25 protein-coding genes and 2 tRNA genes are annotated in these 24040 nt (G+C 50.7%); 6 read left to right on the top strand and 21 right to left on the bottom strand.

Going from position 1 to position 24040, the window contains the following annotated elements; genetic code table 11:
- The 7 genes from rplA to moaC all read right to left on the bottom strand — a co-directional run.
- Nucleotides 1-670 (bottom strand): 50S ribosomal protein L1 (rplA, locus tag H6A13_RS09925; protein WP_204909435.1); only part of this gene is annotated, 670 nt, incomplete at its 3' end.
- Between the two features lie 56 nt (nt 671-726).
- Nucleotides 727-1152 (bottom strand): 50S ribosomal protein L11, encoded by a 426-nt coding sequence (gene rplK / locus H6A13_RS09920; RefSeq protein ID WP_204909434.1) that lies wholly within the window; start codon nt 1150-1152, stop codon nt 727-729.
- A 55-nt stretch (nt 1153-1207) separates the two neighbouring features.
- A complete protein-coding gene (gene nusG / locus H6A13_RS09915; protein WP_204909433.1) occupies nt 1208-1723 on the bottom strand; it encodes a transcription termination/antitermination protein NusG in 516 nt (171 codons plus the stop codon).
- A gap of 35 nt (nt 1724-1758) precedes the next feature.
- On the bottom strand, nt 1759-1950 hold the full coding sequence (gene secE, locus H6A13_RS09910; RefSeq protein WP_204909432.1) for a preprotein translocase subunit SecE: 192 nt from the start codon (nt 1948-1950) through the stop codon (nt 1759-1761).
- Nucleotides 1951-1972: 22 nt separating this feature from the next.
- A complete protein-coding gene (gene rpmG, locus H6A13_RS09905) occupies nt 1973-2122 on the bottom strand; it encodes a 50S ribosomal protein L33 (protein WP_204909431.1) in 150 nt (49 codons plus the stop codon).
- A gap of 148 nt (nt 2123-2270) precedes the next feature.
- Nucleotides 2271-3122, bottom strand: coding sequence for an XdhC family protein (locus H6A13_RS09900; RefSeq protein ID WP_204909430.1), 852 nt, complete (start codon nt 3120-3122; stop codon nt 2271-2273).
- Between the two features lie 20 nt (nt 3123-3142).
- Complete coding sequence (moaC, locus tag H6A13_RS09895) at nt 3143-3673, bottom strand: cyclic pyranopterin monophosphate synthase MoaC (RefSeq protein ID WP_204909429.1); 531 nt, start codon at nt 3671-3673, stop codon at nt 3143-3145.
- Between the two features lie 196 nt (nt 3674-3869).
- Between moaC and H6A13_RS09890 the strand changes: the two genes are divergently transcribed.
- From H6A13_RS09890 to H6A13_RS09875, 4 genes are all read left to right on the top strand, one after another.
- A complete protein-coding gene (locus H6A13_RS09890) occupies nt 3870-5009 on the top strand; it encodes a glucose-1-phosphate adenylyltransferase (protein ID WP_204909428.1) in 1140 nt (379 codons plus the stop codon).
- 1 nt (nt 5010) lies between these two features.
- Nucleotides 5011-6126, top strand: coding sequence for a glucose-1-phosphate adenylyltransferase subunit GlgD (glgD, locus tag H6A13_RS09885; RefSeq protein ID WP_204909427.1), 1116 nt, complete (start codon nt 5011-5013; stop codon nt 6124-6126).
- 102 nt (nt 6127-6228) lie between these two features.
- Nucleotides 6229-7149 (top strand): DegV family protein, encoded by a 921-nt coding sequence (locus H6A13_RS09880; protein ID WP_204909426.1) that lies wholly within the window; start codon nt 6229-6231, stop codon nt 7147-7149.
- A gap of 81 nt (nt 7150-7230) precedes the next feature.
- Nucleotides 7231-8091: a phosphoribosylaminoimidazolesuccinocarboxamide synthase gene (locus H6A13_RS09875; protein ID WP_204909425.1), complete on the top strand. Its 861-nt coding sequence runs from the start codon at nt 7231-7233 to the stop codon at nt 8089-8091.
- Between the two features lie 74 nt (nt 8092-8165).
- Here H6A13_RS09875 and H6A13_RS09870 read toward each other — a convergent pair whose 3' ends face one another.
- The 7 genes from H6A13_RS09870 to cls all read right to left on the bottom strand — a co-directional run bounded on the left by H6A13_RS09870 (nt 8166) and on the right by cls (nt 15014).
- Nucleotides 8166-9017: a Cof-type HAD-IIB family hydrolase gene (locus H6A13_RS09870; protein ID WP_204909424.1), complete on the bottom strand. Its 852-nt coding sequence runs from the start codon at nt 9015-9017 to the stop codon at nt 8166-8168.
- The gene (locus tag H6A13_RS09865) at nt 9007-10005 is read right to left on the bottom strand and encodes a bile acid:sodium symporter family protein (RefSeq protein WP_204909423.1); all 999 of its coding nucleotides are present in this window, start codon (nt 10003-10005) and stop codon (nt 9007-9009) included. The genes H6A13_RS09870 and H6A13_RS09865 overlap by 11 nt, the downstream gene beginning before the upstream one ends.
- 12 nt (nt 10006-10017) lie before the next feature.
- Nucleotides 10018-11007: a serine hydrolase gene (locus H6A13_RS09860; protein ID WP_204909422.1), complete on the bottom strand. Its 990-nt coding sequence runs from the start codon at nt 11005-11007 to the stop codon at nt 10018-10020.
- 4 nt (nt 11008-11011) lie between these two features.
- Complete coding sequence (locus H6A13_RS09855) at nt 11012-12100, bottom strand: SH3 domain-containing protein (protein WP_204909421.1); 1089 nt, start codon at nt 12098-12100, stop codon at nt 11012-11014.
- The gene (locus H6A13_RS09850; protein WP_204909420.1) at nt 12052-12312 is read right to left on the bottom strand and encodes a hypothetical protein; all 261 of its coding nucleotides are present in this window, start codon (nt 12310-12312) and stop codon (nt 12052-12054) included. Before H6A13_RS09850 ends, H6A13_RS09855 begins: the two co-directional genes overlap by 49 nt.
- Before the next feature lie 63 nt (nt 12313-12375).
- Nucleotides 12376-13431 (bottom strand): trigger factor, encoded by a 1056-nt coding sequence (tig, locus tag H6A13_RS09845; protein ID WP_204909419.1) that lies wholly within the window; start codon nt 13429-13431, stop codon nt 12376-12378.
- A gap of 98 nt (nt 13432-13529) precedes the next feature.
- Entirely contained in the window at nt 13530-15014 is a 1485-nt protein-coding gene (gene cls, locus H6A13_RS09840; RefSeq protein ID WP_204909418.1) for a cardiolipin synthase, read from the bottom strand.
- Nucleotides 15015-15145: 131 nt separating this feature from the next.
- Between cls and H6A13_RS09835 the strand changes: the two genes are divergently transcribed.
- Nucleotides 15146-15598 carry a hypothetical protein gene (locus tag H6A13_RS09835; protein ID WP_204909417.1) on the top strand — a complete coding sequence of 151 codons (453 nt, stop codon included), beginning with the start codon at nt 15146-15148 and terminating at the stop codon, nt 15596-15598.
- 296 nt (nt 15599-15894) lie between these two features.
- Here the strand turns inward: H6A13_RS09835 and H6A13_RS09830 are convergent.
- Both H6A13_RS09830 and H6A13_RS09825 read right to left on the bottom strand, forming a co-directional pair.
- Nucleotides 15895-15966: transfer RNA gene (locus H6A13_RS09830), tRNA-Cys, on the bottom strand.
- Nucleotides 15967-16016: 50 nt separating this feature from the next.
- Nucleotides 16017-16088, bottom strand: a tRNA-Glu gene (locus tag H6A13_RS09825).
- A 138-nt stretch (nt 16089-16226) separates the two neighbouring features.
- Between H6A13_RS09825 and H6A13_RS09820 the strand changes: the two genes are divergently transcribed.
- A complete protein-coding gene (locus tag H6A13_RS09820) occupies nt 16227-18380 on the top strand; it encodes a DNA topoisomerase III (RefSeq protein ID WP_204909416.1) in 2154 nt (717 codons plus the stop codon).
- Nucleotides 18381-18404: 24 nt separating this feature from the next.
- On the opposite strand, the gene H6A13_RS09815 is transcribed toward H6A13_RS09820, so the two are convergent.
- The 5 genes from H6A13_RS09815 to H6A13_RS09795 all read right to left on the bottom strand — a co-directional run bounded on the left by H6A13_RS09815 (nt 18405) and on the right by H6A13_RS09795 (nt 23373).
- Nucleotides 18405-19046: a DUF1847 domain-containing protein gene (locus H6A13_RS09815; RefSeq protein WP_204909415.1), complete on the bottom strand. Its 642-nt coding sequence runs from the start codon at nt 19044-19046 to the stop codon at nt 18405-18407.
- 20 nt (nt 19047-19066) lie between these two features.
- Nucleotides 19067-20233: a DUF3810 domain-containing protein gene (locus H6A13_RS09810; protein WP_204909414.1), complete on the bottom strand. Its 1167-nt coding sequence runs from the start codon at nt 20231-20233 to the stop codon at nt 19067-19069.
- A gap of 16 nt (nt 20234-20249) precedes the next feature.
- The gene (gene glyA, locus H6A13_RS09805; RefSeq protein ID WP_204909413.1) at nt 20250-21488 is read right to left on the bottom strand and encodes a serine hydroxymethyltransferase; all 1239 of its coding nucleotides are present in this window, start codon (nt 21486-21488) and stop codon (nt 20250-20252) included.
- Between the two features lie 179 nt (nt 21489-21667).
- Nucleotides 21668-22291 carry a DUF47 domain-containing protein gene (locus tag H6A13_RS09800; RefSeq protein WP_204909412.1) on the bottom strand — a complete coding sequence of 208 codons (624 nt, stop codon included), beginning with the start codon at nt 22289-22291 and terminating at the stop codon, nt 21668-21670.
- A 29-nt stretch (nt 22292-22320) separates the two neighbouring features.
- Nucleotides 22321-23373 (bottom strand): inorganic phosphate transporter, encoded by a 1053-nt coding sequence (locus H6A13_RS09795; RefSeq protein WP_204909411.1) that lies wholly within the window; start codon nt 23371-23373, stop codon nt 22321-22323.
- Between the last annotated feature and the right edge of the window lie 667 nt (nt 23374-24040).

The following is a 24040-nucleotide window of genomic DNA, read 5'->3' as shown; positions in this document are numbered from 1 at the left end:
TCTTCACACTTGGTCCCATAGTGGAAGTCAATACCACGCTCTTCAGGAACTGGCCCTTTACAGCGGCCGGTCTTGCCTTATTGATCGCATCGATCAGCGTCTGGAAGTTGTCCGTAAGTTGTTCTTCGGTAAAGGATGCTTTACCTACTGGCACATGGATAATGTTTGTTTTATCAAGTCTGTACTCGATCTTACCGGCTTTGATCTCTTCGATCGCTTTTGTAACATCCATGGTTACAGTTCCGGCTTTCGGGTTCGGCATCAGACCCTTTGGTCCAAGCACACGTCCGAGACGTCCAACAACACCCATCATGTCCGGTGTAGCTACTACTACGTCGAACTCGAACCAGTTTTCGTTCTGGATCTTCGGGATCAGTTCATCTCCGCCTACATAATCAGCTCCGGCTGCCTTTGCTTCCTCTGCCTTTGCGTCTTTTGCAAATACAAGGATACGTACCTTCTTACCAGTACCGTGCGGCAGTACAACTGCGCCACGGATCTGCTGGTCAGCGTGACGTCCGTCACATCCGGTTCTGATATGAGCCTCGATGGTCTCATCAAATTTTGCTGTTGCGGTCTTTTTAACAAGTGATACTGCATCTGCTACATCGTAGAGCGTTGCTCTGTCGATCGCCTTCGCAGCTTCAACGTATTTCTTTCCTCTTTTCATTTCATTAACCTCCTTGTGGTAATGTCGGGATAACCCTCCCACTGTCTGCTAAAACTCTATTCCTCTACTTTTACACCCATGGAACGGCAGGTTCCTGCGATCATGCTCATTGCTGCTTCCAGGTTTGCCGCATTCAGGTCTGGCATCTTGGTCTCTGCGATCTCCTGAAGCTGTGCCTTAGTGATCGTAGCAACCTTTGTCTTGTTCGGAACACCGGAACCAGATTTGATCTTACATGCCTTCTTGATCAAAACTGCTGCCGGAGGAGTCTTTGTGATAAAGCTGAAACTTCTGTCATTATAAACAGTGATAACAACAGGGATGATCAGATCTCCCTGATCTGCTGTTCTGGCGTTGAACTGCTTTGTAAATTCAACGATATTTACACCGTGCTGACCAAGTGCAGGTCCAACCGGTGGTGCCGGAGTTGCTTTTCCGGCAGGAATCTGTAATTTGATATAACCTTCTACTTTTTTTGCCATTTTCATTACCTCCTTGTGGTGCTTTCGGGACGTCCCGCGCCCCTCCCACGTTTTCCTACATCTTTACAACTTCTGCGAAACTAATCTCAACCGGAGTTTCCCGGCCGAACAGCTCAACATTGATAGTCAGGCTCTGCTTCTGCATGTTGATCGACTGCACAACGCCGATCGTATCCGCCCAGGCGCCTGCCACGACTTTGATGGTGTCTCCCACCTCGTAGTCGACAACAATATTTTCGCGCCGGATTCCAAGCGACGCCATCTCAGCATCTGTAAGCGGTACCGGTTTGGATCCCGGTCCCACAAAGCCTGTCACACCTCTGGTATTGCGCACCACATACCATGTATCGTCGTTCATGATCATGTGGATCAGCACGTAGCCGGGGAACATCTTTTTCTGAGACGCTTTCTGTACGCCGTTCTTCATCTCAATGACTTCCTGCATCGGAACCTGAACCTCAAGGATCTGGTCTTCCAGATGCCGGTTTTCAATTGTCTTATCGATGTTGGCCTTTACTTTGTTTTCATACCCTGAATAAGTATGAACTACATACCATTTTGCCTCTGACATATCCTCACCTTTCCTGCTTGGGCTGTTTATCAGTTCTATTTTACCAATAAATCCACTCCGTACCGGGCCGCGAAATCTACGATCGCAATAATGATCCCCAGTACAACAGATACCGAAACAACCGCTGCCGTCTGTTTAGCAATTGTCATCTTGTCTGGCCAAATGATTTTCTTAAATTCTCTGCTAAGACCTTTGAACCAGCTCGTCTTCTGCGTTTTCTCGCTCATGACATCCACTCCTTTACGGCGATTATTTCGTTTCTTTGTGCAGTGTGTGTGACTTGCAGAACTTACAGTACTTCTTTGTCTCCATGCGCTCCGGATGTGCTTTCTTATCCTTCGTCATGTTGTAGTTACGATGCTTGCACTCTGTACATTCCAATGTGATTCTTGTACGCACAACTTCCACCTCGCTTTACGTTTGACTTTACGTTTACGTGTTACCTGGCTGTTTGCGAGACAGCCTGTTTTTAGGCATAAAAAAAAGACCTACTTCCATTCGCCTGTCTAGTGTATCACACAACAGGCGCAAAAGCAAGCCTTTTCTTTTACTTCTTATCCGGCTGTCCGGCCCGGCACCGGATCAGTTCCGCCGCAATGCTGACCGCGATCTCCGCCGGCGTCTCCGCACCAATGGGAAGCCCGATGGGCGTATGCACTCTCTTTAACTCCTCTGAGGAAATATGATACTTCTCCTTTAGCGCTGCCGCCACGGCTGCCGCTTTCCTGCGGCTTCCGATCACTCCGATATAGGAAGCCTTCGTCTGAAGCACCTGCGCCTGGATGATCATGTCATCTTTGTGTCCTCTGGTCAGGATGCAGACATAGTCCTCTTCCCGGATCTTAACCGTCTCGCTGATCCGGTCATTGCAGACTCTTCTGACCTCCCATGCTCCCGGAAACAGTTCTTTTTGCAGAAATTCCTCCCGGTCTTCCAGCACCACGCAGCGAAAGCCCACGGATGCCAGCACCGGCACCAGCGCCTGGGATACATGCCCTCCACCAAAGATATAGACCTTGCCAGACTTAAGAGCGCTTTCATATTCCTGCCGGAGTTTTTCCATCGTCTTCTCCAGATCCGGCATCCCTTTTCCCAGATACTGGTAATGCACCCGGAGAGTCCCGCCGCAGATCATCCCTTCCTCCGCCGCCTGTGTGCCGCTAAGATCACAGTCTCCAAAACAGGATTCCTTTTTTTGTATCACGGTTTTTGCTGTCTGTTCTGCCTGATATTCCAGAAGGCCTCCGCCGATAGTCCCAAAGATCCGGCCTTCCCGGCCGACGATCATGCGCGCTCCGGCCTTTCTCGGCACAGAGCCCCTGCTCTCTGTCACTGTGGCAAGCACTGCCTCTCCCTCTTTTTCAACGGTCTCTTTTAACGCGAAAAACCAGTCTTCCATCCTTTGCCTTACGCCTCCTTTTACCAGAGATTCAATCCCCGCAGATCCTTTGCATCCTGCCCTTTCCGTCTGTCCGGCCGGGCGGATACCACTTCTCCGCTTTTGCCTCCGGTCTTTCTGACCAGATAGATTTCCCCGATCTCCATGGTTTTATCCAGCGCCTTACACATATCATAGATCGTAAGGAGCGCCACGCTGACTCCGGTCAGCGCCTCCATCTCCACGCCGGTTTTTCCGGTGACCTTTACTGTACAGTAACAGTAGACGGCGCATTCTTCCGGATCCATCTCAAACTGGACCCTGCAGCCGGTCAGAGGCAGGATATGGCACATGGGGATCAGTTCCGACGTCCTTTTCGCCCCCATAATACCCGCCGTCGTCGCGACAGCCAGCACATCTCCCTTGGCAGCCGTTCCATTTTCAATGGCATCATATACCGTCCGGCTGACCGTGATCTTTCCCGCCGCCACCGCGCACCGCTCCGTCTCTTTTTTCTCTGTTACATCTACCATCAGGGCTTTGCCCTTTTCATCAAAATGTGAAAAATCCATATAAATATACCTCCACTTTTATCTCTCCACTGTGCTTTCGGTATTATATTTTATCATACCAGACAATTTTTTACGGCACAATCGTAATTTTTTCATAATTTTCCACAAATTTTAATTAAAAAAAGTGGAAAGTAAAAAACAAAAAATGTATAATAGAAGCATCTTGTAATATTAATAAGGAAAGAGAGGATTCATCATGAAACAGAATAGTATGTTAGCGATGATTCTGGCCGGCGGACGAGGCTCCCGTCTTCATGAACTGACAAATAAAGTTGCCAAACCTGCCGTTTCATATGGCGGAAGATACCGGATCATTGACTTCCCCTTAAGTAACTGCGCCAACAGCGGCATTGACGTAGTAGGCGTTCTTACACAGTACGAATCCATCCTGCTGAACAGCTACGTGGCTGCCGGCAGACGCTGGGGACTGGACGCAAAAGACAGCGGCGTATTCGTGCTGCCACCCCGTGAAAAAGCAGATGAGAATCTGAATGTATACCGGGGAACCGCAGACGCCATCTCGCAGAACATCGACTTTATCGACGGCTACAGTCCGGATTACCTTCTGGTTCTCTCCGGCGACCACATCTATAAAATGAACTATGCAAAGATGCTGGCAGAGCACAAGGCACAGAACGCGGAAGCCACCATCGCAGTCATCGAGGTCCCCATCCGTGAGGCCAGCCGTTTCGGTATCATGAACACCAACGAAACCGGACAGATCGTTGAATTTGAGGAAAAGCCGGAACATCCGAAGAGCAATCTGGCTTCCATGGGTATCTATATCTTTAACTGGAAGACTCTGCGCAAGCTTCTGATCGCGGATATGAAGAATCCGGATTCCAACCACGATTTTGGAAAAGACATTATCCCTCAGATGCTGGCAAACGGCGATAAGCTCTATGCCTACAAATTCAAAGGCTACTGGAAGGATGTGGGAACCATCGATTCTCTCTGGGAAGCCAACATGGACCTTCTGGACAAGAACAATGAACTGGACTTAAGCGACCGCACCTGGAAGATCTACACAGAAGACGTTACCTCCCTGCCCCAGTATATCGGACCAGACGCAAAGATCAGGCGGGCCTTTATCACACAGGGCTGCATTATTGAAGGCGAGGTTCGCAATTCCGTATTATTTACCGGCGCAAAGGTAGGCCCCGGCGCAAAGATCATCGACAGTGTCCTGATGCCGGGCGCAGTGGTGGAAGAAGGCGCAGTCGTGACAAGAGCTCTTGTAGCGGACAATGTGAAGATCGGAAAAGAAGCCGTTGTAGGCTCCGCAGACAGCGAGCATATTGAGTTGGTATCAAAACGCGTAAAGGGGGTAGAATAATATGGCAAGAGCATTTGGGATCATTAATTTTGCCGGAAACCATATCCAGGTGGAGGGCATGCAGAAATACCGCCCGGTAGGCGCGTTCTCTTTCCTTGGAAGATACAGAGTCATTGATTTTCAGATTTCCAATATGAGCAACAGCGGCATTGACCACATGCAGGTTTATATCCGCAGAAAACCCCAGTCTCTGACTGCACATCTGGGAACCGGACGTCACTACAATATCAACTCCAAGAGAGGCCGCCTGCGGATCCTCTACGCGGAGATGGAAAAAGGATTTTCCATTTACAGCACAGACATTGCTTCCTATATTGAAAATATGGAGTCTATCGAGGATGAGCATTATCCTTATGTGATCGTTGCCCCCAGCTATATGATCTATACCCAGGATTACAGCAAGCTTCTGGACGACCATATCGCATCCGGCGCCGACATCACCCTGCTTTATCACAGTGTAGACAATGCAAAGGAATTTTTCCTGAACTGCTACACCCTGAACCTGAACAAGCAAAAAGGGCTTCTGTCCATTGACCAGAATCATGGAAATGCCAAGAACCGCAACATTTTCATGGACACTTTTATCATGAAAAAAGAGCTGTTCATTGACCTGGTAAATAAAGCAAAGAAAACTTCTTCCATGTATACCCTGGCAGATATCGTAAATGCGTCCGTGGATGAACTGGATATCCGCGGCGTATCCCACAGAGGTTACTTTGCGGCCATCAGCGACTTTAAGAGTTATTATCACGCGAATCTCTCTCTTATCGATTTCAAAGCCGCGCAGAATCTCTTTGATGACGAATGGCCCATTTATACCAGAACCAACGACTCCTGCCCGACACAGTATTTTGACGATGCAGATGTGAAACACTCCATCGTGTCCAACGGCTGCCTGATTGAGGGAACCATTGAAAACTCCATCATCGGCCGTGGCTGCACCATCAAAAAGGGCGCTGTGGTGAAAAACAGTATTATCCTGCCCACCGCAGTGATCGGCGAGGATGTACATATCGAAAATCACGTAGTGGATAAACACGCCAACATCATCCACGCCAAAGATCTGACCGCTGATCCTGACAATCCGGGATATATCCGCAGGGGAGATACTTTATAGGAAAACACCAGATAAGAACTTTAGAAACAAATAAATTTCACGCGCAGGATACAGGAGAATACATCTTTTGTATCCTGCCTTTTTTCAAAGGGAGGGATCTCTATGAAACCCAAATTTGCAATCGTAAGCGACGGCTCCTGCGATCTCCCTGCCGAAGAGGCCGCCCGCCACGACATCGAAGTTGTGCACTTTCTCGTTTCTTTTGACGGGGAACGCTATGCGCGGGAAGGCGTAGACATTTCATTATCGGAATTTTATCAGCAGATGCATGATCATCCCAGGCAGTATCCGAAGACTGCCGCCCCTTCTCCGGAAGATTTTCTGCGCGCCTTTGAAAGCGCCGCCCGGAAAAGCCCTTTCATCTTGTGCATCTGCATTTCCACCAAGCTCAGTTCTTCCATGCAGTCGGCTCTGATCGCCCGGGATATGATGGCCGAGTCCCATCCCGATCTTACGATCGCGGTCGTAGATTCCCTCTGCGCCACCCTGATGCAGAGCGTCTATGTTCTGGAGACCTGCCGTTTAAGAGACACCGGCTTCTCTCTGGAAGAAGCCACAGAAGAGATGGAAAAGCTTCGCAAAACCGCCCGGATCCTTTTTACAGTGGGAGATCTGGACTATATCCAGCACGGGGGACGGATCGGAAAGATGACAGGCTTTGCAGGCAACCTATTAAATATCAAACCGCTGATCACTCTGGAGGACGGCGAGATCCATTCTTCCGGCATCCGCCGGGGACGGAAGAAATCTCTGGACGGCTTGACCGATCTCCTCTGCAACTATCTGGAGTCCCTGCAGCTGACTCCAAAGGACTGCTCCATGATCCTCGGATACAGCTACGATGAAGAAGAAGCCTTGCAGTTTGCAGACCGGACGGCCTTGGCTCTGGAAGAAAAATACGGTTCCCCCGTCGCCATCCCGTCCTGCCGGATCGGCGCGACCATTGGCGTTCATGCCGGTCCCACAGCCATCGGTTTCGGGGTCATACAAAGGGCGGACAAAAGCCTGCAGAAGAAAATTTGAAAAAACTATTGCTTTTTCAGAAAAAATTTGCTTTCCTATTATATAGAGTTATGAATCCACAATAAAGGAGAGGTATGTACAATGAAACCAATCAAAGAAGGAAAAGTACGCGAGATCTACGATAACGGCGACAGCCTGATCATGGTCGCAACCGACCGCATCAGCTGCTTTGATGTGATCCTGAAAAATGACGTAACAAAAAAAGGAACTGTCCTGACGCAGATGTCCAAGTTCTGGTTCAATATGACAAAAGACATCCTGCCAAATCACATGATCTCTACCGATGTAAAAGATATGCCGGAGTTTTTCCAGCAGCCCAAATTTGACGGAAACAGCATGATGTGCAAAAAGCTGGAGATGCTGCCCATCGAGTGCATCGTCCGCGGCTACATCACCGGAAGCGGCTGGGCAAGCTACCAGAAAGACGGTACCGTATGCGGTATCAAACTGCCGAAAGGATTAAAAGAATCCGACAAACTGCCGGAGCCCATCTACACTCCATCCACAAAAGCAGAGATCGGCGAGCATGACGAAAACATTTCCTATGAGCAGAGCATCGCTCACCTGGAAAAATACTTCCCCGGAAAAGGAGAAGAATACGCACAGAAACTCCGCGACTACACCATCGCTCTTTACAAAAAATGCGCGGATTACGCACTGAGCCGCGGCATCATTATCGCAGATACCAAATTCGAATTCGGACTGGATGAAAACGGCAATATCGTCCTTGGCGATGAGATGCTCACACCGGACAGCTCCCGCTTCTGGCCCGCAGACGGCTATGAGCCGGGACATTCACAGCCTTCCTTTGACAAACAGTTCGCCCGCGACTGGCTGAAAGCCAATCCGGACAACGACTGGACACTGCCGGAAGACATTGTACAGAAAACGATTGATAAATACCTGCAGGGATATGAAATGCTGACAGGCGAGAAGCTGTAACGCTGATTGGGGACGTAGTCCTTTTGCAAAGGACTACGTCCCCAATTGCGTTTTGCCCTGTACCTAATTGGATTTTACCCTGTACCCAACTGATCCAGTAGCTGTTCCAGAACTACCGCAACGCCGTCGTCATCGTTGGAGAGGGTGATCTCGTCTGCTGCTTCTTTACAGCCTGGAACTGCGTTTTCTACGGCGATTCCAAGCCCTGCCATTTTAAGCAGTTCTTTGTCATTGTCTCCGTCTCCGAATGCCAGCAGCTGCCCGGCTTCTATTCCCAGACGCTCCAGCAGGAATCTCATTCCTGAGGCTTTTCCGCCGTCTTTATGGGTGATCTCCAGAAGTTGTTTCACCGAGGTGGTCACATAGATATCTTCCACTTCTTCCAGGATTTTGTCCCAGAGTTCTTTTTTTCTTTCTCCCACAACAATATTCATACAGTCCAGTTCTCTGATATGCTCCTGGATAAATGCCTGGATGTCGTCCACCGGCCGCCGGGTTTTCTGGATATATGCGATGCTTTCCGCCCTGGCTCCGTAGCGGACCGGGTCTTCCACATAAGAGGCCTGGGCGTAGGCCGTGCCATTGACGGGGATCTCGTATGCCACTTCAATCCCCCAGTCTGATGCCGCTTTCGCCGACACAGCCAGAAGCTGTTCTACCGATTCCGGCGCAAGCTTATATTCCTGTATTCTTTCTTTTTTCCGCAGATCCCAGACCGAGGCCCCGTTGGAAACGACTGCGTAGCGGATCCCCGGGATCTCTGTGATCTCCGCGGGCAGCGCTTCTGCCGGCCTGCCGCTTGCCACGACCACATGGATCGCCCTGTCTATGGCAGCCTGGATCGCCCGTTTATTTCTGCTGCTTAATCCGCCCTGACTGTTTAGTGTGGTCCGGTCCAGGTCCAGAGCAATGCATTTAACTTTCACTCCTCACCACGCCTTTCTGCCGGCCTGCCGCCGTTCCGTTTTTTCTTCCGCTTTCCCTGCCCTTTGAAAAAAGCAGCGTTCCCAGCGTCGCAGCCAGCACCTGCTGAAATAATGTGCCGATCATAACCGGAAACAGGACTTCCCCCGGAAAATATTCCGCCGCGATCACAGCTCCGGCGCTGATGTTACGCATACCGGCTCCATACATGACCGACACCTTATTCTCCCGGTCCATTCCAAGAACTGCTGCCACCCCATATCCCAGAAGATATCCCGAGGCCGCCAGGATCAGGATGCACAGGGCCGCCGCCACCCGTTCCCCGGTCAAATGGCGGATATAAGGCGCTACTTTGGAGGAATTTGCCGTCACCACGAAGATCAGGCACAGCTTGGAGAAAAACGCAAGCCTGAGCGGCCAGCTTTCCCTGACCCTTCCTCCGCTCAGCTGATTCAGGCACATCGCCGCGACCGCCGGAAGCGCGATCATAAATACCAGTTCCTGCATCATTTCTACCGGATCCATTTCCACCTTTGTGCCCACCAGCACATGCAGAGTTGCCGGGATCACAAAAGGCGCCAGCACCGTATCCAGGACCACCAGCGACAGCGCCATCGACTGATTTCCCTGGTAAATGGATACCCACATCACTCCCACCACAGCCGCAGGAACTGTAAATTCCAGCACGATTCCAGTGATCAGATCCGGATGATCCGAAAAGAAGAGATGTCCCGCTCCCCAGGCGGCTGCCGGCATGATCACATGGAGAAAAAGAACCGCAAGCAAAAGGGGAAGGGGGTTTTGAAACACCCTTCCCACATCCCGGAAACCGGACTTTAAAGCTCCAATAAATGTCATGACTGCAAACATCACCGGCACCAGCGGCAGCCCCTTTCCGGCGATCTCCGGAAACAGGACGCCAAAGACCAGGCAGGCCGGCGTCACAAATGCCATTCGTTTTTCAATTGCCGCATTCCATCTGTTTAACATATCACGCCTTCTCTACTGCATCATCTCATATACCACGCCCGACGCCCGGACGATAAACTGTCTTGCCGCGCCGGGGTTTGCAAGATTTTCCGACATCGCGCAGATCACATAAGTGCCTCCCGGGGCATAAACGACAGCCGCGTCATTTTCCACATCATCCAGCTCGCCGGTCTTATTTCCCACCGTTACCCCGGACGGGATCCCGGCCGGAATCTTGCCACGGCGCTCCTGCTGATTCATATATCCCAGGATCGAATCGGATCCCTGAAGCTGTCCGGCAAGCGCCATTTTCAGGAAATTGCAGCAATCCCGGACAGAAGTATAATTGTCATCCGCATCATTGGGCTGCAGCATCAGCCGTCCCATATGGGTATCTGAAAATCCGTGGGAAGCGCAGTACTGATTGACCAGCCCCATGCCATTTCCTGCAGTTCCGGACCCCAGCCGGGTCACCAGAGTATTGCAGGCCGTATTATCACTGACTGTGATCATGGACCGGAGCAGACTCTCCGTCTCCCCGCTGTATGTTTCCTGCGCGCTGACCGTTCCATAATTTTCATACACGGTTCCGGCCACATAGAGCTTGATCAGGCTTGCCGCCTGCATGGCTCCTCCGCCGGACGCGGCCAGTTCCGAACCATCCGCGCGGCCCGCGCAGACTGCCACGCTGCCTCCTGCCGTATATTCCGTGCTGACAAGCTGTTCCAGCCGGCCCGTAAGTTCCTGCACATTTCCCTGTGCAGGCGAAGCCTCCGCCGGCTCCTCTCCGGCATTCTCCGCCTGCGCTTCCTCTGTCTCAGGAACCTCTCCGGCCTGCTCTTCTTCCTCTTCTTCCGCCGGGTCCTGTTCCTCCGGCGCCTTCCCCTCTTCCGTCCGGACGGGCGGCGCTTTTTCCCCGCTTTTCTCCTCTTCCGGCCGCCGGATACGGAATACCACGATCACCGCCAGCACGATCAGAAGAAAAATGAGGACGGCCAGCATGATCTTTATCTGCTTTCTCATATCATCACCTGAGATAATCGCTGTTTACATACCCGTACTGTCCGAGAGCAGGCACGTATACATACCAGTAGCTTCCAAGGGAGGCGTCGATCAGGTCCACCTCCTGCCCGTTTGCGATCTTGCCGATCTCATTGGAAGAATCATAGGCAGGCGCACTTCGAAGGGCCAGATAACCGGAATCTACGCTCGCATAATAAATCGAACTGTCATAGGTATAAACACTGCTGTAAGAGCTTACCAGATAATTTGCATTGGTGTATCCGTAAGCGCCCAGGAACGGAGAGTATACATACCAGTATTCTCCGTCATTGCGGATCGCGTATACATAGTCGCCGTTATACATTTTGCCGATCTCATTGGAAGAATCAAATGCCTTCGCATTTCGAAGCGCCAGGTAACCGGTCTTCACATTTACATAATAAACGCCGATATCCCGCGCCGGCGGTCCGCCAGGTCCGATCAGATCTCCTCCGCCGGAGGCAGAAGCGTCCTGCTTCTCTTCTCCGTCATCTTTCTCTTCTGGCGCCGGCCGGTCTTCTGCCAGTTTATCACGCTCCACATATCCATATGCATTGGCGTCTGCCGCGTAAATATAAGCATAATCCTCATCCGGAAGCGCCAGGACAGACACTTCGTCTCCCCGCTCCAGGACTCCAACAGAAGAACCGCCGCCTTCTGTTGTATTCAGCATGGTCAGTTCTTCCTCCCCGCCTACTGCCACATAACGGGTAAGCGGATCCATCGCTGCATCCCGGTCATTGGTCAGATAATGGTAATCCAGATACCCGGTAATGTCTTCCGCTTCTATGTAAACCTTCCAGCTGCCGGATGCCTTTTCCACCAGAGACACTTTCTCGCCATTGTTCAGCTTGGTCAGCACCTTACTGTCCGCATCCTCAGACTCCCGGACCTTCAGGACTTCCTTGCATCCGGTCACATAATAATCCCCGGCCGTCTCCACGTTTTTGCCGTCTCTGATCACAAAGTACCAGACTGCCGCCAGGATCAGCGCCAGGACCACAACCCCGCCCAGGACAGCCGCGATCACAGCTTTACGGTTATTCTTTCTGGGAGGCTGCTGTCCCTGATACATGGGATTCTGCCCATACATTCCCTGCTGACCGTAGCCGCCTGGCTGACCCTGTCCTCCTGGCTGACCGTAGCCGCCTGGCTGGCCTTGTCCTCCTGGCTGGCCATAACAGCCTGGCTGACCCTGTCCTCCTGGCTGACCATAACCGCCTGGCTGGCCCTGTCCGCCCGGTTGGCCCATATTGGTTCCCTGTCCTTGTCTGTCATTCCATTCATTCATAACTTTTCCCTCCAAACAGAGGGCGCACACTTCCAAGAAAGTGCGCACCCTCCCCTTTTTTACTCACCGGCTACCTGAACACAGTTCTCAACCAGCCAGTCTTTTACCAGATTATTCAGGACGATCTCTTTGAGATCCTCTTCCTCTGCCGCTTCCTTGAGCGCGTCTACATCCTCATAGCCATACGCTTCCGCAATCTCTTTATACTGCTCGTTATACTCCTCTTTGGTCGGCTCGATCTTTTCTTTATCAGCGATCGCCTCTGTCACCATGCTCTGCATAATGCTGGACTTCACTGCCTGATCTACCTGAGATTCAAAATCTTCCATAGTCATGCCCATCTGGGTTTCAATAAAGTCCTCAAGCTCTGTTCCGTAATAATCCGCCGCAGACTGGTACTGCTCTGTCAGAGAATCGGACATTTCTTTCACTTCATCCTTGGGATACTTCTTTACCTCTGTATTTCCAAGAACCGTCTCCCATACTTCCTGGCGGAGCGTATCTTCATAGGTCGTCTGATTCTCTTCTTCCAGCTGCTTTTTCATCTCTTTTTTATACTCGTCCACCGTCTTGGACTCTTCGGACACACTCTTTACAAAGTCGTCGGTCAGTTCCGGCACTTTCTCTACGCTGATGCCTTTTACTGTGATGGTAAATGTCACATCTTTTCCCGCGTAATCCGCATTGCCGTAATCATCCGGAAATTTTCCATTCCAGTCAAAGGTATCGCCTATGTTATGGCCGACGATGCTGTCCTCAAATCCCTCAATAAAGGATCCGGAACCGATCACCAGCGGATAATCCGTACTGGAGCCGCCCTCAAACTCGACTCCGTCAATCTTGCCGGTAAAATCAATGGTCACCGTATCCCCGGACTCTACCGCCCGGCCGGTGACTTCCTCTGTCGTAGCCTGGGTCTGCAGATTGGCCTGGATAGCCGCCTCCACATCCTCGTCGGTTACTTCCTCCGGCTTGTCCACCTCGTCAACTTCTACTCCTTTATACTGTGTGATCGTAAGATTGTCTGTCTCCAGACCCTTGCTGGCCTCACACCCGGAAAGCAGCATGGAAGCTGCAAACACACCTGTTAACATTACTACTATTTTCTTTTTCATATGACACCTCATTTTTTCAAGACTTGCTCTTATGTTATACCACATCCCGGCAGTCTTTCCTAGCATTTTTCGGGATATTTCACACTTTTCTCAGAAAATCACAGAACAGGCGACAATAATCTGCAGAACTGCTCCTTGGTACGGATCATAAGACTGCGCTGCTTGTATGCTTTTCTGGTCACCAGCGTGCTCTTTGGAATATCATTTTCAAACGCCTCCTGAAGACGCATTGTCGTCCTGGCGCTGTAGATCACTGCATTTACCTCAAAATTCAGAGCAAAACTGCGGATATCCATATTGGCGGTCCCCATACAGGTGACAAGCCCGTCCACACACAGGCATTTCGCATGGAGAAATCCGTTGTTATAGGTATAGCACCTGGCTCCGGCTTCGATCATCTCCCCGAGATAGGAATACGTCGCCCAGTACACAAAGGGATGATCCGGTTTGCAGGGTACCATGATCCGCACGTCGATCCCCGATTTTACGGCAATGATCAGCGCATCTTTGATATCGTCATCCGGAATAAAATACGGCGTCTGAATATAAATATTTTTTCTGGCCATATGGATCAGACGCAGGTAATTATTGCGGATCACCTGGCTTCTGGAGTCCGGGCCGCTGGAAATGATCTGTACCGGATCCCGTCCGTTCCTTACATAAGTCGGGATCTCAAATAACCGGTCTTCCAGGAAAATATTTTCTTTTGCCGCATAATTCCAGTCCAGCACAAACCGCACCGCAAGAGAGGTAACCGCCGATCCTTCTATACAGATATGGGTGTCTCTCCAGTACCCGAATCTGCGGTCTTTCCCCAGGTATTCCCGACCCACGTTAAATCCGCCTACAAAACCGATGCGCCCGTCGATCACCGCGATCTTCCGGTGATTCCGGTAATTAACGCGAAGCTGCAGCTTGCCGAGCACAGCAGGGAAAAACTCTGCCACCTGGATCCCGGCTTTTGTAAGCCGCTCCCAGTCCGCCCGGTGCATGCCCTTGTGCCCCCGGCAGCCCATGCTGTCAAAAAGCACCCGGATCTCTACGCCCTGCTTCGCCTTCCGGATCAGAACTTCTTCGATTTCCTTCCAAAGTTCATCACCCCGGATAATATAGTACTGAAGATGGATATAATTTCTCGCATGATCCATCTCATTTAACAGCGCATGAAACTTCTCCCGGCCGTCCGTGTAGATCCGGACGTCGTTATTATCCGTCAGCACAGCCTCGCCTTCATTCAGGTTGTAAAGGATCAGGCTTTTAAACCGCTCCAGTTCCGGATCCCGAAGCCGCAGCCTTTTCCGGTAGATCGATTCTTCCTGGCGCCGGACTGCGTATTTGATCTCGCCTTCGATCTCCTTCATCTTGAACATCCGGTCTTTCCGAAAGTTCTGTCCAAGGATCAGGTACAGAACAAAGCCCAGGATCGGGACAAAATACAGAAGCAAAAGCCAGGCCCAGACGGTCGTTGGATTTCTTCTCTGAAAGAAAATGATCAGGAACGAAAAAATCACGTTGATCAGGAACATGTGCTCCCACAGCCACATATATGAAGTTGTGATCATTTCCAGAATATTATCAGGCATATTCATTCCCTCCCGTTCTTATTATAGCGGTTCTGTCAAGAAAAGTAACCCTATCCCATCAAATTGCTTGCACTTGTAAAGAAACAATGATACAATAAATGACGTGAATTTTAGAAAACAGGAGGTCTGTTGTGAGTACGTTAACCATCGTATTACTTGTGATTTTAGTTGTACTGATCATCGCATGTGTCGTATTATATTTTTTAGGAAAAAGAGCGGAGAAGAAGCAGGCAGAGCAGCAGGAACAGCTGGACGCTGTAGCCCAGACCATCTCCATGCTGATCATTGACAAAGGCAAGGTCCGCATGAAAGATGCCGATTTCCCGCCTATTGTACTGGAAAACACGCCAAAATACCTGCGCCGTTCCAAGGTGCCGGTAGTCAAAGCCAAAGTCGGGCCAAAGATCATGACCCTGATGTGCGATGCCCAGATCTATCCGCTGATCCCGGTAAAAAAAGAAGTAAAAGCCACTGTCAGCGGCATCTACATAACCGCAGTAAGAGGAATCCGCGGGCCGTTAGCCGCGCCGGAGCAGAAAAAAGGCTTCTTCGCAAGACTGCGTGACAAGGCACAGAAAAAATAAAAAAGCAAAGCAAAAAAGGCCAGAGCAACGGATCTTCCGGTCCGTCAGCTCCGGCCTTTCTTTTTGTCTATTTTCTCCTACTCTTAGCAAAGATTTCTATTTCATTCCGTCAATCATCCTATAGACAACTTCCTCCGTTTCCTCCAAAGCGTCCGCAATCTCCGAAACAGACATGCCTTTCTCAACTTTCCATTGGTATCGCAAATTCTTCTTTCAATTTATGATGAATGTATCATAAAACTCAGAATATCACAATAAAAAATTCCCGGGAACAGATTGTTCCCGGGAATTATAAGAGGCGCAGACCGGATTTGAACCGGTGAATCGAGGTGTTGCAGACCTGTGCCTTACCACTTGGCTACTGCGCCTTGGTACGAGCACTTAGCGACCGTCTTTTGGTCGCTTACGTGCAAATAAATGACCCCGACGGGAATCGAACCCGTGTTACCGCCGTGAAAGGGCGATGTCTTAACCGCTTGACCACGGGGCCATACCACATTGTTTCCAACGTGACCGTGGTTTATAATATCACACTCCCCGCGACTTTGCAACGGTTTTTTTCTTCCAATTGACAAACTTCCGCGAATCCGCTATCTTGATGGGAGAAATCAAAAAGGAGACACATGCCATGAAATCATTAGTTTTAGCCGAAAAGCCTTCTGTCGCCCGGGATATTGCAAGAGTCCTCGGCTGCCGCAAAAATATTTCCGGCGGCATGGAGGGTGACCGCTATGTGGTCACCTGGGCTCTGGGACACCTGATCACCCTGGCCGACCCGGAAGACTACGATAAAAAATATAAAGAATGGAAGATGGAGGATCTCCCTATGATTCCGGGAAAATGGGATCTGACGGTGATCCGGCAGACTTCCAGACAATACAGTCACGTCAAAGCCCTTCTGTTCCGCAAGGACATCGATCAGATCGTCATCGCCACCGATGCCGGAAGAGAAGGGGAACTGGTGGCCCGCTGGATCCTGGAAAAATCCGGCTGCCGCAAACCCATCCGCAGGCTGTGGATCTCTTCGGTCACTGACAAGGCCATCCGGGAGGGATTCTCTCATTTAAAAGACGGACGCGCCTATGATCCTTTATATCATGCAGCGAGAAGCCGGGCCAAAGCGGACTGGCTGGTTGGTATCAACGCCACCCGCGCCCTTACCTGCAAATACAATGCCCAGCTTTCCTGTGGCAGGGTCCAGACCCCCACGCTGGCGATCATCGCTGCCAGGGAGGACGCGATCCGTTCCTTCCGGCCGGAAGAATACTATGGCCTGACCTGCCTGGCCGGCGGGATCAAATGGACCTGGCGGCAGAAAAAAAGCGGCAGCACCCGTTCTTTCCATAAGGATTCCATTACCACGCTAAGGCAGAAGGTTCAGGGAAAAACGCTGACCATTACAGACGTACAGAAAACCGCCAAAAAAACCGGATCCCCCGGGCTCTATGATCTGACCGAACTGCAGAGGGAGGCAAACCAGAGATTTGGCTTTTCCGCCAAGGAGACTCTGAACATTATGCAGCGTCTCTATGAAACCCATAAAGTCCTTACCTATCCAAGAACGGACTCCCGGTATATCGGCACGGACATCGTGCCCACCATCAAAGAACGGCTCCTGGCCTGCAATCAGGGTCCTTATAAAGCCTGGATCCCGCGGCTTTTGCGCGGGCCGATCCAGGGAAATCCATCTTTTGTAGATGATAAAAAAGTCAGCGACCACCACGCCATCATCCCTACGGAAGAAGCTGCCATTTTTCCCAATATGACCCATGAAGAGCGGAAAATTTATGATCTGGTAGTCCGCCGGTTCCTCAGTGTGCTCTACCCGCCTTTCGCATATGAGAAAACTTCCCTGAAAGGCGAGATCGAGGGAGAACTGTTTGTCGCAGAAGCACAGAAGATTACAGCTGCAGGATGGAAAGAAGTGTACGAAGAAGACCCCGAAGAGACCTCCCTGCCTGCTCTGAAAAAAGGAGACGTTCTGACCCCGGATCAGATCACTTTGACCACCGGGAAAACCACGCCTCCGCCGCATTTCACGGAAGCCTCCCTTCTTGGAGCCATGGAGAATCCGCTCCAGTACATGGAGTCAGCCGATAAAGACGAACGCAAAGTCATCAGCGAGACCGGCGGTCTTGGCACCGTCGCCACACGGGCAGATATTATTGAAAAACTGTTCCACTCGTTCCTGATCGAGAAAAAAGGCCAGGACATCCTGGTCACTTCCAAAGGAAAACAGCTCCTTTCTCTGGTGCCTGAGGATTTAAAGAAGCCGGAACTTACCGCCCGGTGGGAACTGGAACTTTCCAATATTGCAAAAGGAACCAGTAAAGAAGGACCTTTTATCCAGTCTATCGAAAGTTATACCCGGGATCTGATCGGAGAAATCCGTACTGCAGCAGGACAGTTCCGTCATGACAATCTGACTAATACCAAATGTCCCCGCTGCGGCAAACGGATGCTGGCGGTAAACGGCAAGAACAGCCGGCTTTTGGTCTGCCAGGACCGGGAATGCGGCTACCGGGAGACCATCGCGCGTACAAGCAACGCCCGCTGCCCCCAGTGTCACAAGAAAATGGAACTGATAAAACGGGGCGGCGAAGAAACCTTTGTCTGCTCCTGCGGATATAAAGAGAAACTGGACGCCTTTAAAAAACGAAGAGAAAAAGAAGGCGCCGGCGTCTCCAAAAAAGACGTCCGGCGGTACTTAAACAACCAGAAAGAAGAATCCATCAACCATGCATTTGCCCAGGCATTATCGGGCATTAAACTGGACGAATAAACGCCGTCCTTCTTCTCCCGTGGATTACTTCTTCAGTTTTTTCGCATAATAGGTATCAGACGTATACAGGGCCGCTGCAGGGTTATGTCCCAGTACGCGGTCCTTTGTTACGCCTGTGGTAGTCAGTGCTTCCGCGTACTTATAAAACAGACTGTCATGCCCGACGCACAGTCCCATCACCACATTCAGGTCTGTTTTCTTACTGTTCAGGTATTTTGCCTGGTGGATGGGATTACACATGTGGATGCCGATCTCATTACATTCCTCCGGAATGCCTACATCCACCTTCTTAACGCAGCCCGCCTTACATGCAACGCCTACCACTTCAAAATCGTGATCTCTTAAAATCGACGCCAGAATCCGGCTCTCCTTCAAAAGTCCCACGCAGGTCGCAATCCCGATCTTTTTTGCTCCGATCTGCTTTGCAAACTCAATGATCTCTTCCACTCTGGTATACTGGCAGTAATGCTCATACTCCACCATCGCCGCCGCCACCATCACTTTATGGTTTTCCGGATCTTTATAGCACTCCATGGCCTCTTCCAGAACCTGGGGATCCAGATGAGTCGTTACGCAAAAAGGCGGAAACTCCTCCCTGGCAACCTCCGTCTTGCTGTCACATTTCTTCACACCACAGTCAATACATGACATTTCTTCTAACCGCATTTTTCTTCTCCTTTTCCTTTCTATTTCTCTGCCGTGCCGCCACAGTAATATTCCACGATCAGATCTACCATCCGGTCATAGCTTTTGATCCCTTCCTTCTGGCCATTGGCCTGAAGATACTGGTCATTGATCCGGTCCGCCGCCTCTGCCGCCGCGCCGTCATACCTGGCCCAGAACCTGCTGTTTGCCTGCAGATCCGGCTCCACTTCCCCGGAAAGCCCGCTGCGCACCTGCTCCCATGCCTCCTCGTCTGCATCCCGCAGCATATTCATGCAATAGATCCAGCCCGTCAGGTAACTACTGTACTGGAATTCCGGATCGTCGTACGTGATCCCCGCCAGAAACGCGATAAAATTCGCCTCCTGCTCCTGCATAAAGCCTTTCAGATGTGACAACTCGTGGCAGGCCGTAAACGGGATATTATAATCCGTCATGGCAGAGTTATAATTGGCCTCCACCGTAAAAGGCGAATAGACGCCGGACAGTTTTTGCACCGACAGGATCCAGGCATTCAGAAGCGGCTTTGGCTTCGGGTAATATCCGGAAAGTTCCGGGTAAACTGTTCCCAGTTCCTGCATGGCTTCCACCGCCCGCTCCTGCACCTTTCCATTTTCTTCGGCGTCAAGCCGCATAACTCCGTCTGTGTCCCGTTCTACCCGGCCGCTTCTTTCATTGACCTCTTCCGTCAGTTTTCTGCAAACAAGGGTAAGTTCTTCCACCGAATAGGTTTCCATCGTAATCCCGGAACTTTCCGAAAATGACGTCCGGTAATAATTGATCCCGCAATTCAGAACATAGAGAAAGTACAAGACCCCGGCGGCCAGCAAAAAGCCGCTGCCCCAGGAGGCCAGGATCTGCCTGCGGCCAAGAGGCGTCTGCCCCTTTGATTGCCGGAATCCGCACTTCCCTGCTCTTATCAGACGCCAGATCAGCCTTCCAAGAGACAGAAGGAATCCTGCGACCAAAAGATACAGCAGGATTTCCGCCACGGAAAAGGGAAAGATCCCGCAGAGTCTCCCCCACAGATTGACCCAGACGGGATACACCTGCCTGCTGTACCACTGGGCCGGTCCGTCTACATTTGCCGCCAGGGCAGTCAGTATGATACCGGCTGCCAGTAACAGGCAGCCGGCCACTCCTCTTTTTGGTATTCTGCTGTAAATCTGTCTGATCTTGTTTGTCCTCATGTGTTCTGACGCGCCCCTAATATGTCAGAGGATATTTTTCCGTCAGACTCTCTACGATCCGGCGTGCCTGCCCTACATAGCATTCATCCCGGATCACCATGGCAACCGCCTCCGCGATCTTGTCCATGTCCGCCTCTTTCATGCCTCGGGTAGTCACTGCAGGCGTGCCAAGGCGCACTCCGCTTGTCACCTTCGGAGACCTGGGGTCATTGGGAATCGCATTTTTATTGCAGGTGATATGCGCCTCATCCAGACGGTTCTCCAGATCCTTTCCGGTCACGTCCTCTTCGCTTAGATCCACCAGCATCAGATGGTTGTCCGTTCCTCCGGAAACCAGCTTCACGCCCCGGTCGGTCAGACCTTTCGCCAGCGCCTTTGCGTTAACCACGATCTGCTCCTGATACTCCTTAAACTCCGGCGTCAGAGCTTCCTGGAAGCAGACAGCCTTTCCTGCGATCACATGCTCCAGCGGACCGCCCTGCGTTCCCGGGAATACAGCCTTGTCAAAATTGAATTTATCGGCCGCCTCCTGATTCGCCAGGATCATGCCCCCTCTGGGGCCGCGAAGAGTCTTATGGGTCGTAGTGGTCACCACATCCGCATAAGGGATCGGGCTGGGATGCTGTCCTGCCGCCACCAGCCCCGCAATATGCGCCATATCCACCATCAGATATGCGCCCGCTTCATCCGCGATCTCCCGGAACTTTTTAAAATCAATGATCCTGGGATATGCGCTGGCTCCGGCAATGATCAGCTTCGGCTTTTCCCGAAGCGCCGTCTCACGCACCACATCATAATCGATCACGCCCTGATCATTGACCCCGTAAAACGATGTCTCAAAATATTTTCCGGAAATATTTACCGGCGATCCGTGGGTCAGATGCCCGCCGTGGTCCAGATTCATTCCCAGGATCTTGTCCCCCGGCTTCAGGATCGCAAAGAACGCCGCCAGATTGGCCTGCGCCCCGGAATGCGGCTGCACATTGACATAGTCACAGCCGAACAACTTCTTCGCACGATCCCTTGCAAGGTCCTCCACCACATCCACACACTGGCAGCCGCCGTAATACCTGCGCCCCGGATACCCTTCTGCATACTTATTGGTCAGGATACTGCCCATGGCGGACATCACCGCCTTGCTCACCCAGTTCTCCGACGCAATCAGCTCAATATGTGAATTCTGCCGTTCACCCTCGGCCTCGATCGCTCTGGCCACCTCAGGATCCACCTTCCGAATGTCATCAAATGTATACATATACATGCCTCCAATCTGAAAAATCAAACCTCACTGATCACACATACCATATAGCTATGCTATCATTTTACCACAGATAAAACAGGTTTTCCACCAATTGGGGATAACTGATGGGGATAAAAGGTGGATAACAAGAATGGGGACGGGGGATTTTTAAAAATCCCCCGTCCCCATTCTTGTTATGAATTTTTCATCACTACGCTTTCTACGGTATCCGCTACATGCTCGCAGGCATCCGCGCACCGCTCCAGGTAAATATAGATCTCTCTCCAGGCGATGATGTGGAGCGCATCCTGGCATTCGGTGTGAAGCCGTCTCATGCTGGCCATGAACAGGCGGTCCGACTGTTCTTCCAGGTCATTGATCTCTATAATCAGTCCTTTCAGATTTTTTGCATGGCGGAAGTCAGAGAATACTTTCAGAAGATCCCGGACTTTCTCGCAGCAGCGGATCACTACGTCGGTCATCTCCAGCGCGTCCGGCTCGATCTCCTGTACGTTGCTCATGTACACGCGCATCAGCACGTCTTCCACCTTATCAGTCATGGTGTCAATGTGCTGGCTGAGCGCCACGATATCCTCCCGCTCGATGGGCGGAATGAATTCTTTTGCCAGTTTGTCCAGCATATCATGCTTCTTGCCGTCAGCCCGGTTTTCGATCTCATGGATCTCCTCCAGGTATTTCTGCAGATTGTCCGGGTGGAACTCTCCAAGTACCTTCCGCAGAAGATGCGCCGCGTGGCAGGACTCCTCGGCACATGCCACAAAATTATCAAAATAATAAGCATCCTGTTTTCTTGCCATTTCTTTTTCCTCCTAAAAATGAACTTACCTTAGAAAAACATCATAAATATTTTTGCCATTACAAAACTGATCAGACCGCAGCCCGGAAATGTAAAGATCCAGGTCAGCATCATATCTTTTACCACGCCAAAGTTGATCGCAGACAGCCGCTTTACGGCTCCCACACCCATGATGGCGCTGGTCTTGGTATGTGTCGTGGAAACCGGGATACCGGACACGCTGGCCAGAAGGAGACAGAAAGCTCCTGCCAGGTCCGCAGAAAATCCCTGGAATTTTTCCAGTTTTACCATATCCATTCCCACGGATTTGATGATCTTCTCTCCGCCAACGCTGGTTCCCACACCCATAACTGTTGAGCACAGGATCATCAGCCACACCGGGATCATCATTCCCTCTACGCTGTTCTGTCCGTTACAGAAAGCCACGCCCAGGAACAGAACACCGATAAATTTCTGGCCGTCCTGCGCGCCGTGCATAAAACTCATAAATGCAGCGCCGAAAATCTGGCCTCCCTGGAAGAAGGATCCGGTCTTCCGCCGGTCCATGTCCGCGCAGATCAGCGCAACCACCTTGCAGATCACCCAGCCTGCGAAAAATCCCAGAGCCAGGCTCAGCACCAGGCCGTAGAGCACCTTGACCCACTCGTGAAAATTGATACCGCCGATTCCGCCCTGCACTGCGATCGCAGCTCCGGAAAGTCCGGCGATCAGGCTGTGGCTTTCACTGGTAGGGATTCCAAATAACGAAGCCACAACGCTGTAAACAACGATCGAAAACAGCGCCGCGCAAAGCGCTACCAGCGCCTGGTGGGTCTCCCCTCCGAAATCTACCATGTTACTGATGGTAGAAGCCACGGAACTGTTGATGCGCGTCATCACCAGTACCCCAAGGAAATTAAATGCAGCGCTCATCCAGATTGCATGGCGCACCTGCATGCTCCGCGTCCCGATACAGGTAGCGATCGCATTCGGCGCATCCGTCCATCCGTTGACAAAGATAACTCCCAGCGTCAGGAGAACAGTGATCAGCATCACCGGATTCGACAGAATCTCCTGACAAAAATACGAAAATGATACGTCCATAATTTCTCCTTTTTCTATCCAAACCTTTCGTTACAGACAAGTTCCCTGCCCCGCGCCTTTGCCAGGGCATTTCTCTGCACAAAAAAAATGACCGTCGGAAAACCAACTACTCATATACTGCCCCTTGCTGTATATGAAACACCTTACCCCTGTGTATCTGTCTTCCTCCTGTCATTAGATTTTACAAAGATTCTACCAGAATATAACATTACAAAAAGTCCTTGTCAACGTCTGTCTAAATATCTGCCCTCCTCCGGGATCATTCTTTACATTTTATTAACACAGCCTCCCGGCCGGTTTTATGCATAGTAAAGGCGGATACCAAACTGACTTATTTGATATCCGCCCCTACTTCTTTGGTTCTGTCATTCTTTTTTTACCTCTTTCTTTTTTAAAAATTTGGTAAATTCATTTTACGTGTTCGGCGGTCCGTACCTTCCTTTCGTAAAATTTTTCTTCCCGATGCCTTCGGCATTTCTTCTTCCGGGAAATCTTCTTCAACACTTGTGTTGATGAGAAATAACATTTTCATTATTTACAGCTCGCGTCTGTCTTATAATGAACATCTGTTATTTTGTATTTTTAATATAACACCGCCGTCTTTATTTGTCAATATATTTTTATAAAAAAATATTATTTTTTTATTACTGCGGTTTCTATATGATAT

This window comes from Mordavella massiliensis, from assembly GCF_016902415.1.
GTDB classification, from domain to species: Bacteria; Bacillota; Clostridia; order Lachnospirales; family Lachnospiraceae; genus Merdimonas; species Merdimonas faecigallinarum.
The sequence above is the reverse complement of the archived record's forward strand: the minus strand, read 5'-3'. Positions and strand labels throughout refer to the sequence as shown.

Bases quoted from the DNA above. Each gene is read 5' to 3' on its own strand.
- H6A13_RS09795 (WP_204909411.1), bottom strand. From the start codon at position 23,373: ATGGACGTATCATTTTCGTATTTTTGTCAGGAGATTCTGTCGAATCCG.
- secE (WP_204909432.1), bottom strand. From the start codon at position 1,950: ATGAGCGAGAAAACGCAGAAGACGAGCTGGTTCAAAGGTCTTAGCAGA.
- H6A13_RS09855 (WP_204909421.1), bottom strand. From the start codon at position 12,100: ATGTATCAGGGACAGCAGCCTCCCAGAAAGAATAACCGTAAAGCTGTG.
- H6A13_RS09850 (WP_204909420.1), bottom strand. From the start codon at position 12,312: ATGAATGGAATGACAGACAAGGACAGGGAACCAATATGGGCCAACCGG.
- H6A13_RS09815 (WP_204909415.1), bottom strand. From the start codon at position 19,046: ATGCGGTTAGAAGAAATGTCATGTATTGACTGTGGTGTGAAGAAATGT.
- H6A13_RS09875 (WP_204909425.1), top strand. From the start codon at position 7,231: ATGAAACCAATCAAAGAAGGAAAAGTACGCGAGATCTACGATAACGGC.
- H6A13_RS09865 (WP_204909423.1), bottom strand. From the start codon at position 10,005: ATGTTAAACAGATGGAATGCGGCAATTGAAAAACGAATGGCATTTGTG.
- moaC (WP_204909429.1), bottom strand. From the start codon at position 3,673: ATGGATTTTTCACATTTTGATGAAAAGGGCAAAGCCCTGATGGTAGAT.
- H6A13_RS09800 (WP_204909412.1), bottom strand. From the start codon at position 22,291: ATGGCAAGAAAACAGGATGCTTATTATTTTGATAATTTTGTGGCATGT.
- tig (WP_204909419.1), bottom strand. From the start codon at position 13,431: ATGAAAAAGAAAATAGTAGTAATGTTAACAGGTGTGTTTGCAGCTTCC.
- H6A13_RS09810 (WP_204909414.1), bottom strand. From the start codon at position 20,233: ATGAGGACAAACAAGATCAGACAGATTTACAGCAGAATACCAAAAAGA.
- cls (WP_204909418.1), bottom strand. From the start codon at position 15,014: ATGCCTGATAATATTCTGGAAATGATCACAACTTCATATATGTGGCTG.
- H6A13_RS09900 (WP_204909430.1), bottom strand. From the start codon at position 3,122: ATGGAAGACTGGTTTTTCGCGTTAAAAGAGACCGTTGAAAAAGAGGGA.
- rplK (WP_204909434.1), bottom strand. From the start codon at position 1,152: ATGGCAAAAAAAGTAGAAGGTTATATCAAATTACAGATTCCTGCCGGA.
- nusG (WP_204909433.1), bottom strand. From the start codon at position 1,723: ATGTCAGAGGCAAAATGGTATGTAGTTCATACTTATTCAGGGTATGAA.
- H6A13_RS09860 (WP_204909422.1), bottom strand. From the start codon at position 11,007: ATGAGAAAGCAGATAAAGATCATGCTGGCCGTCCTCATTTTTCTTCTG.
- H6A13_RS09880 (WP_204909426.1), top strand. From the start codon at position 6,229: ATGAAACCCAAATTTGCAATCGTAAGCGACGGCTCCTGCGATCTCCCT.
- H6A13_RS09820 (WP_204909416.1), top strand. From the start codon at position 16,227: ATGAAATCATTAGTTTTAGCCGAAAAGCCTTCTGTCGCCCGGGATATT.
- glgD (WP_204909427.1), top strand. From the start codon at position 5,011: ATGGCAAGAGCATTTGGGATCATTAATTTTGCCGGAAACCATATCCAG.
- glyA (WP_204909413.1), bottom strand. From the start codon at position 21,488: ATGTATACATTTGATGACATTCGGAAGGTGGATCCTGAGGTGGCCAGA.
- H6A13_RS09890 (WP_204909428.1), top strand. From the start codon at position 3,870: ATGAAACAGAATAGTATGTTAGCGATGATTCTGGCCGGCGGACGAGGC.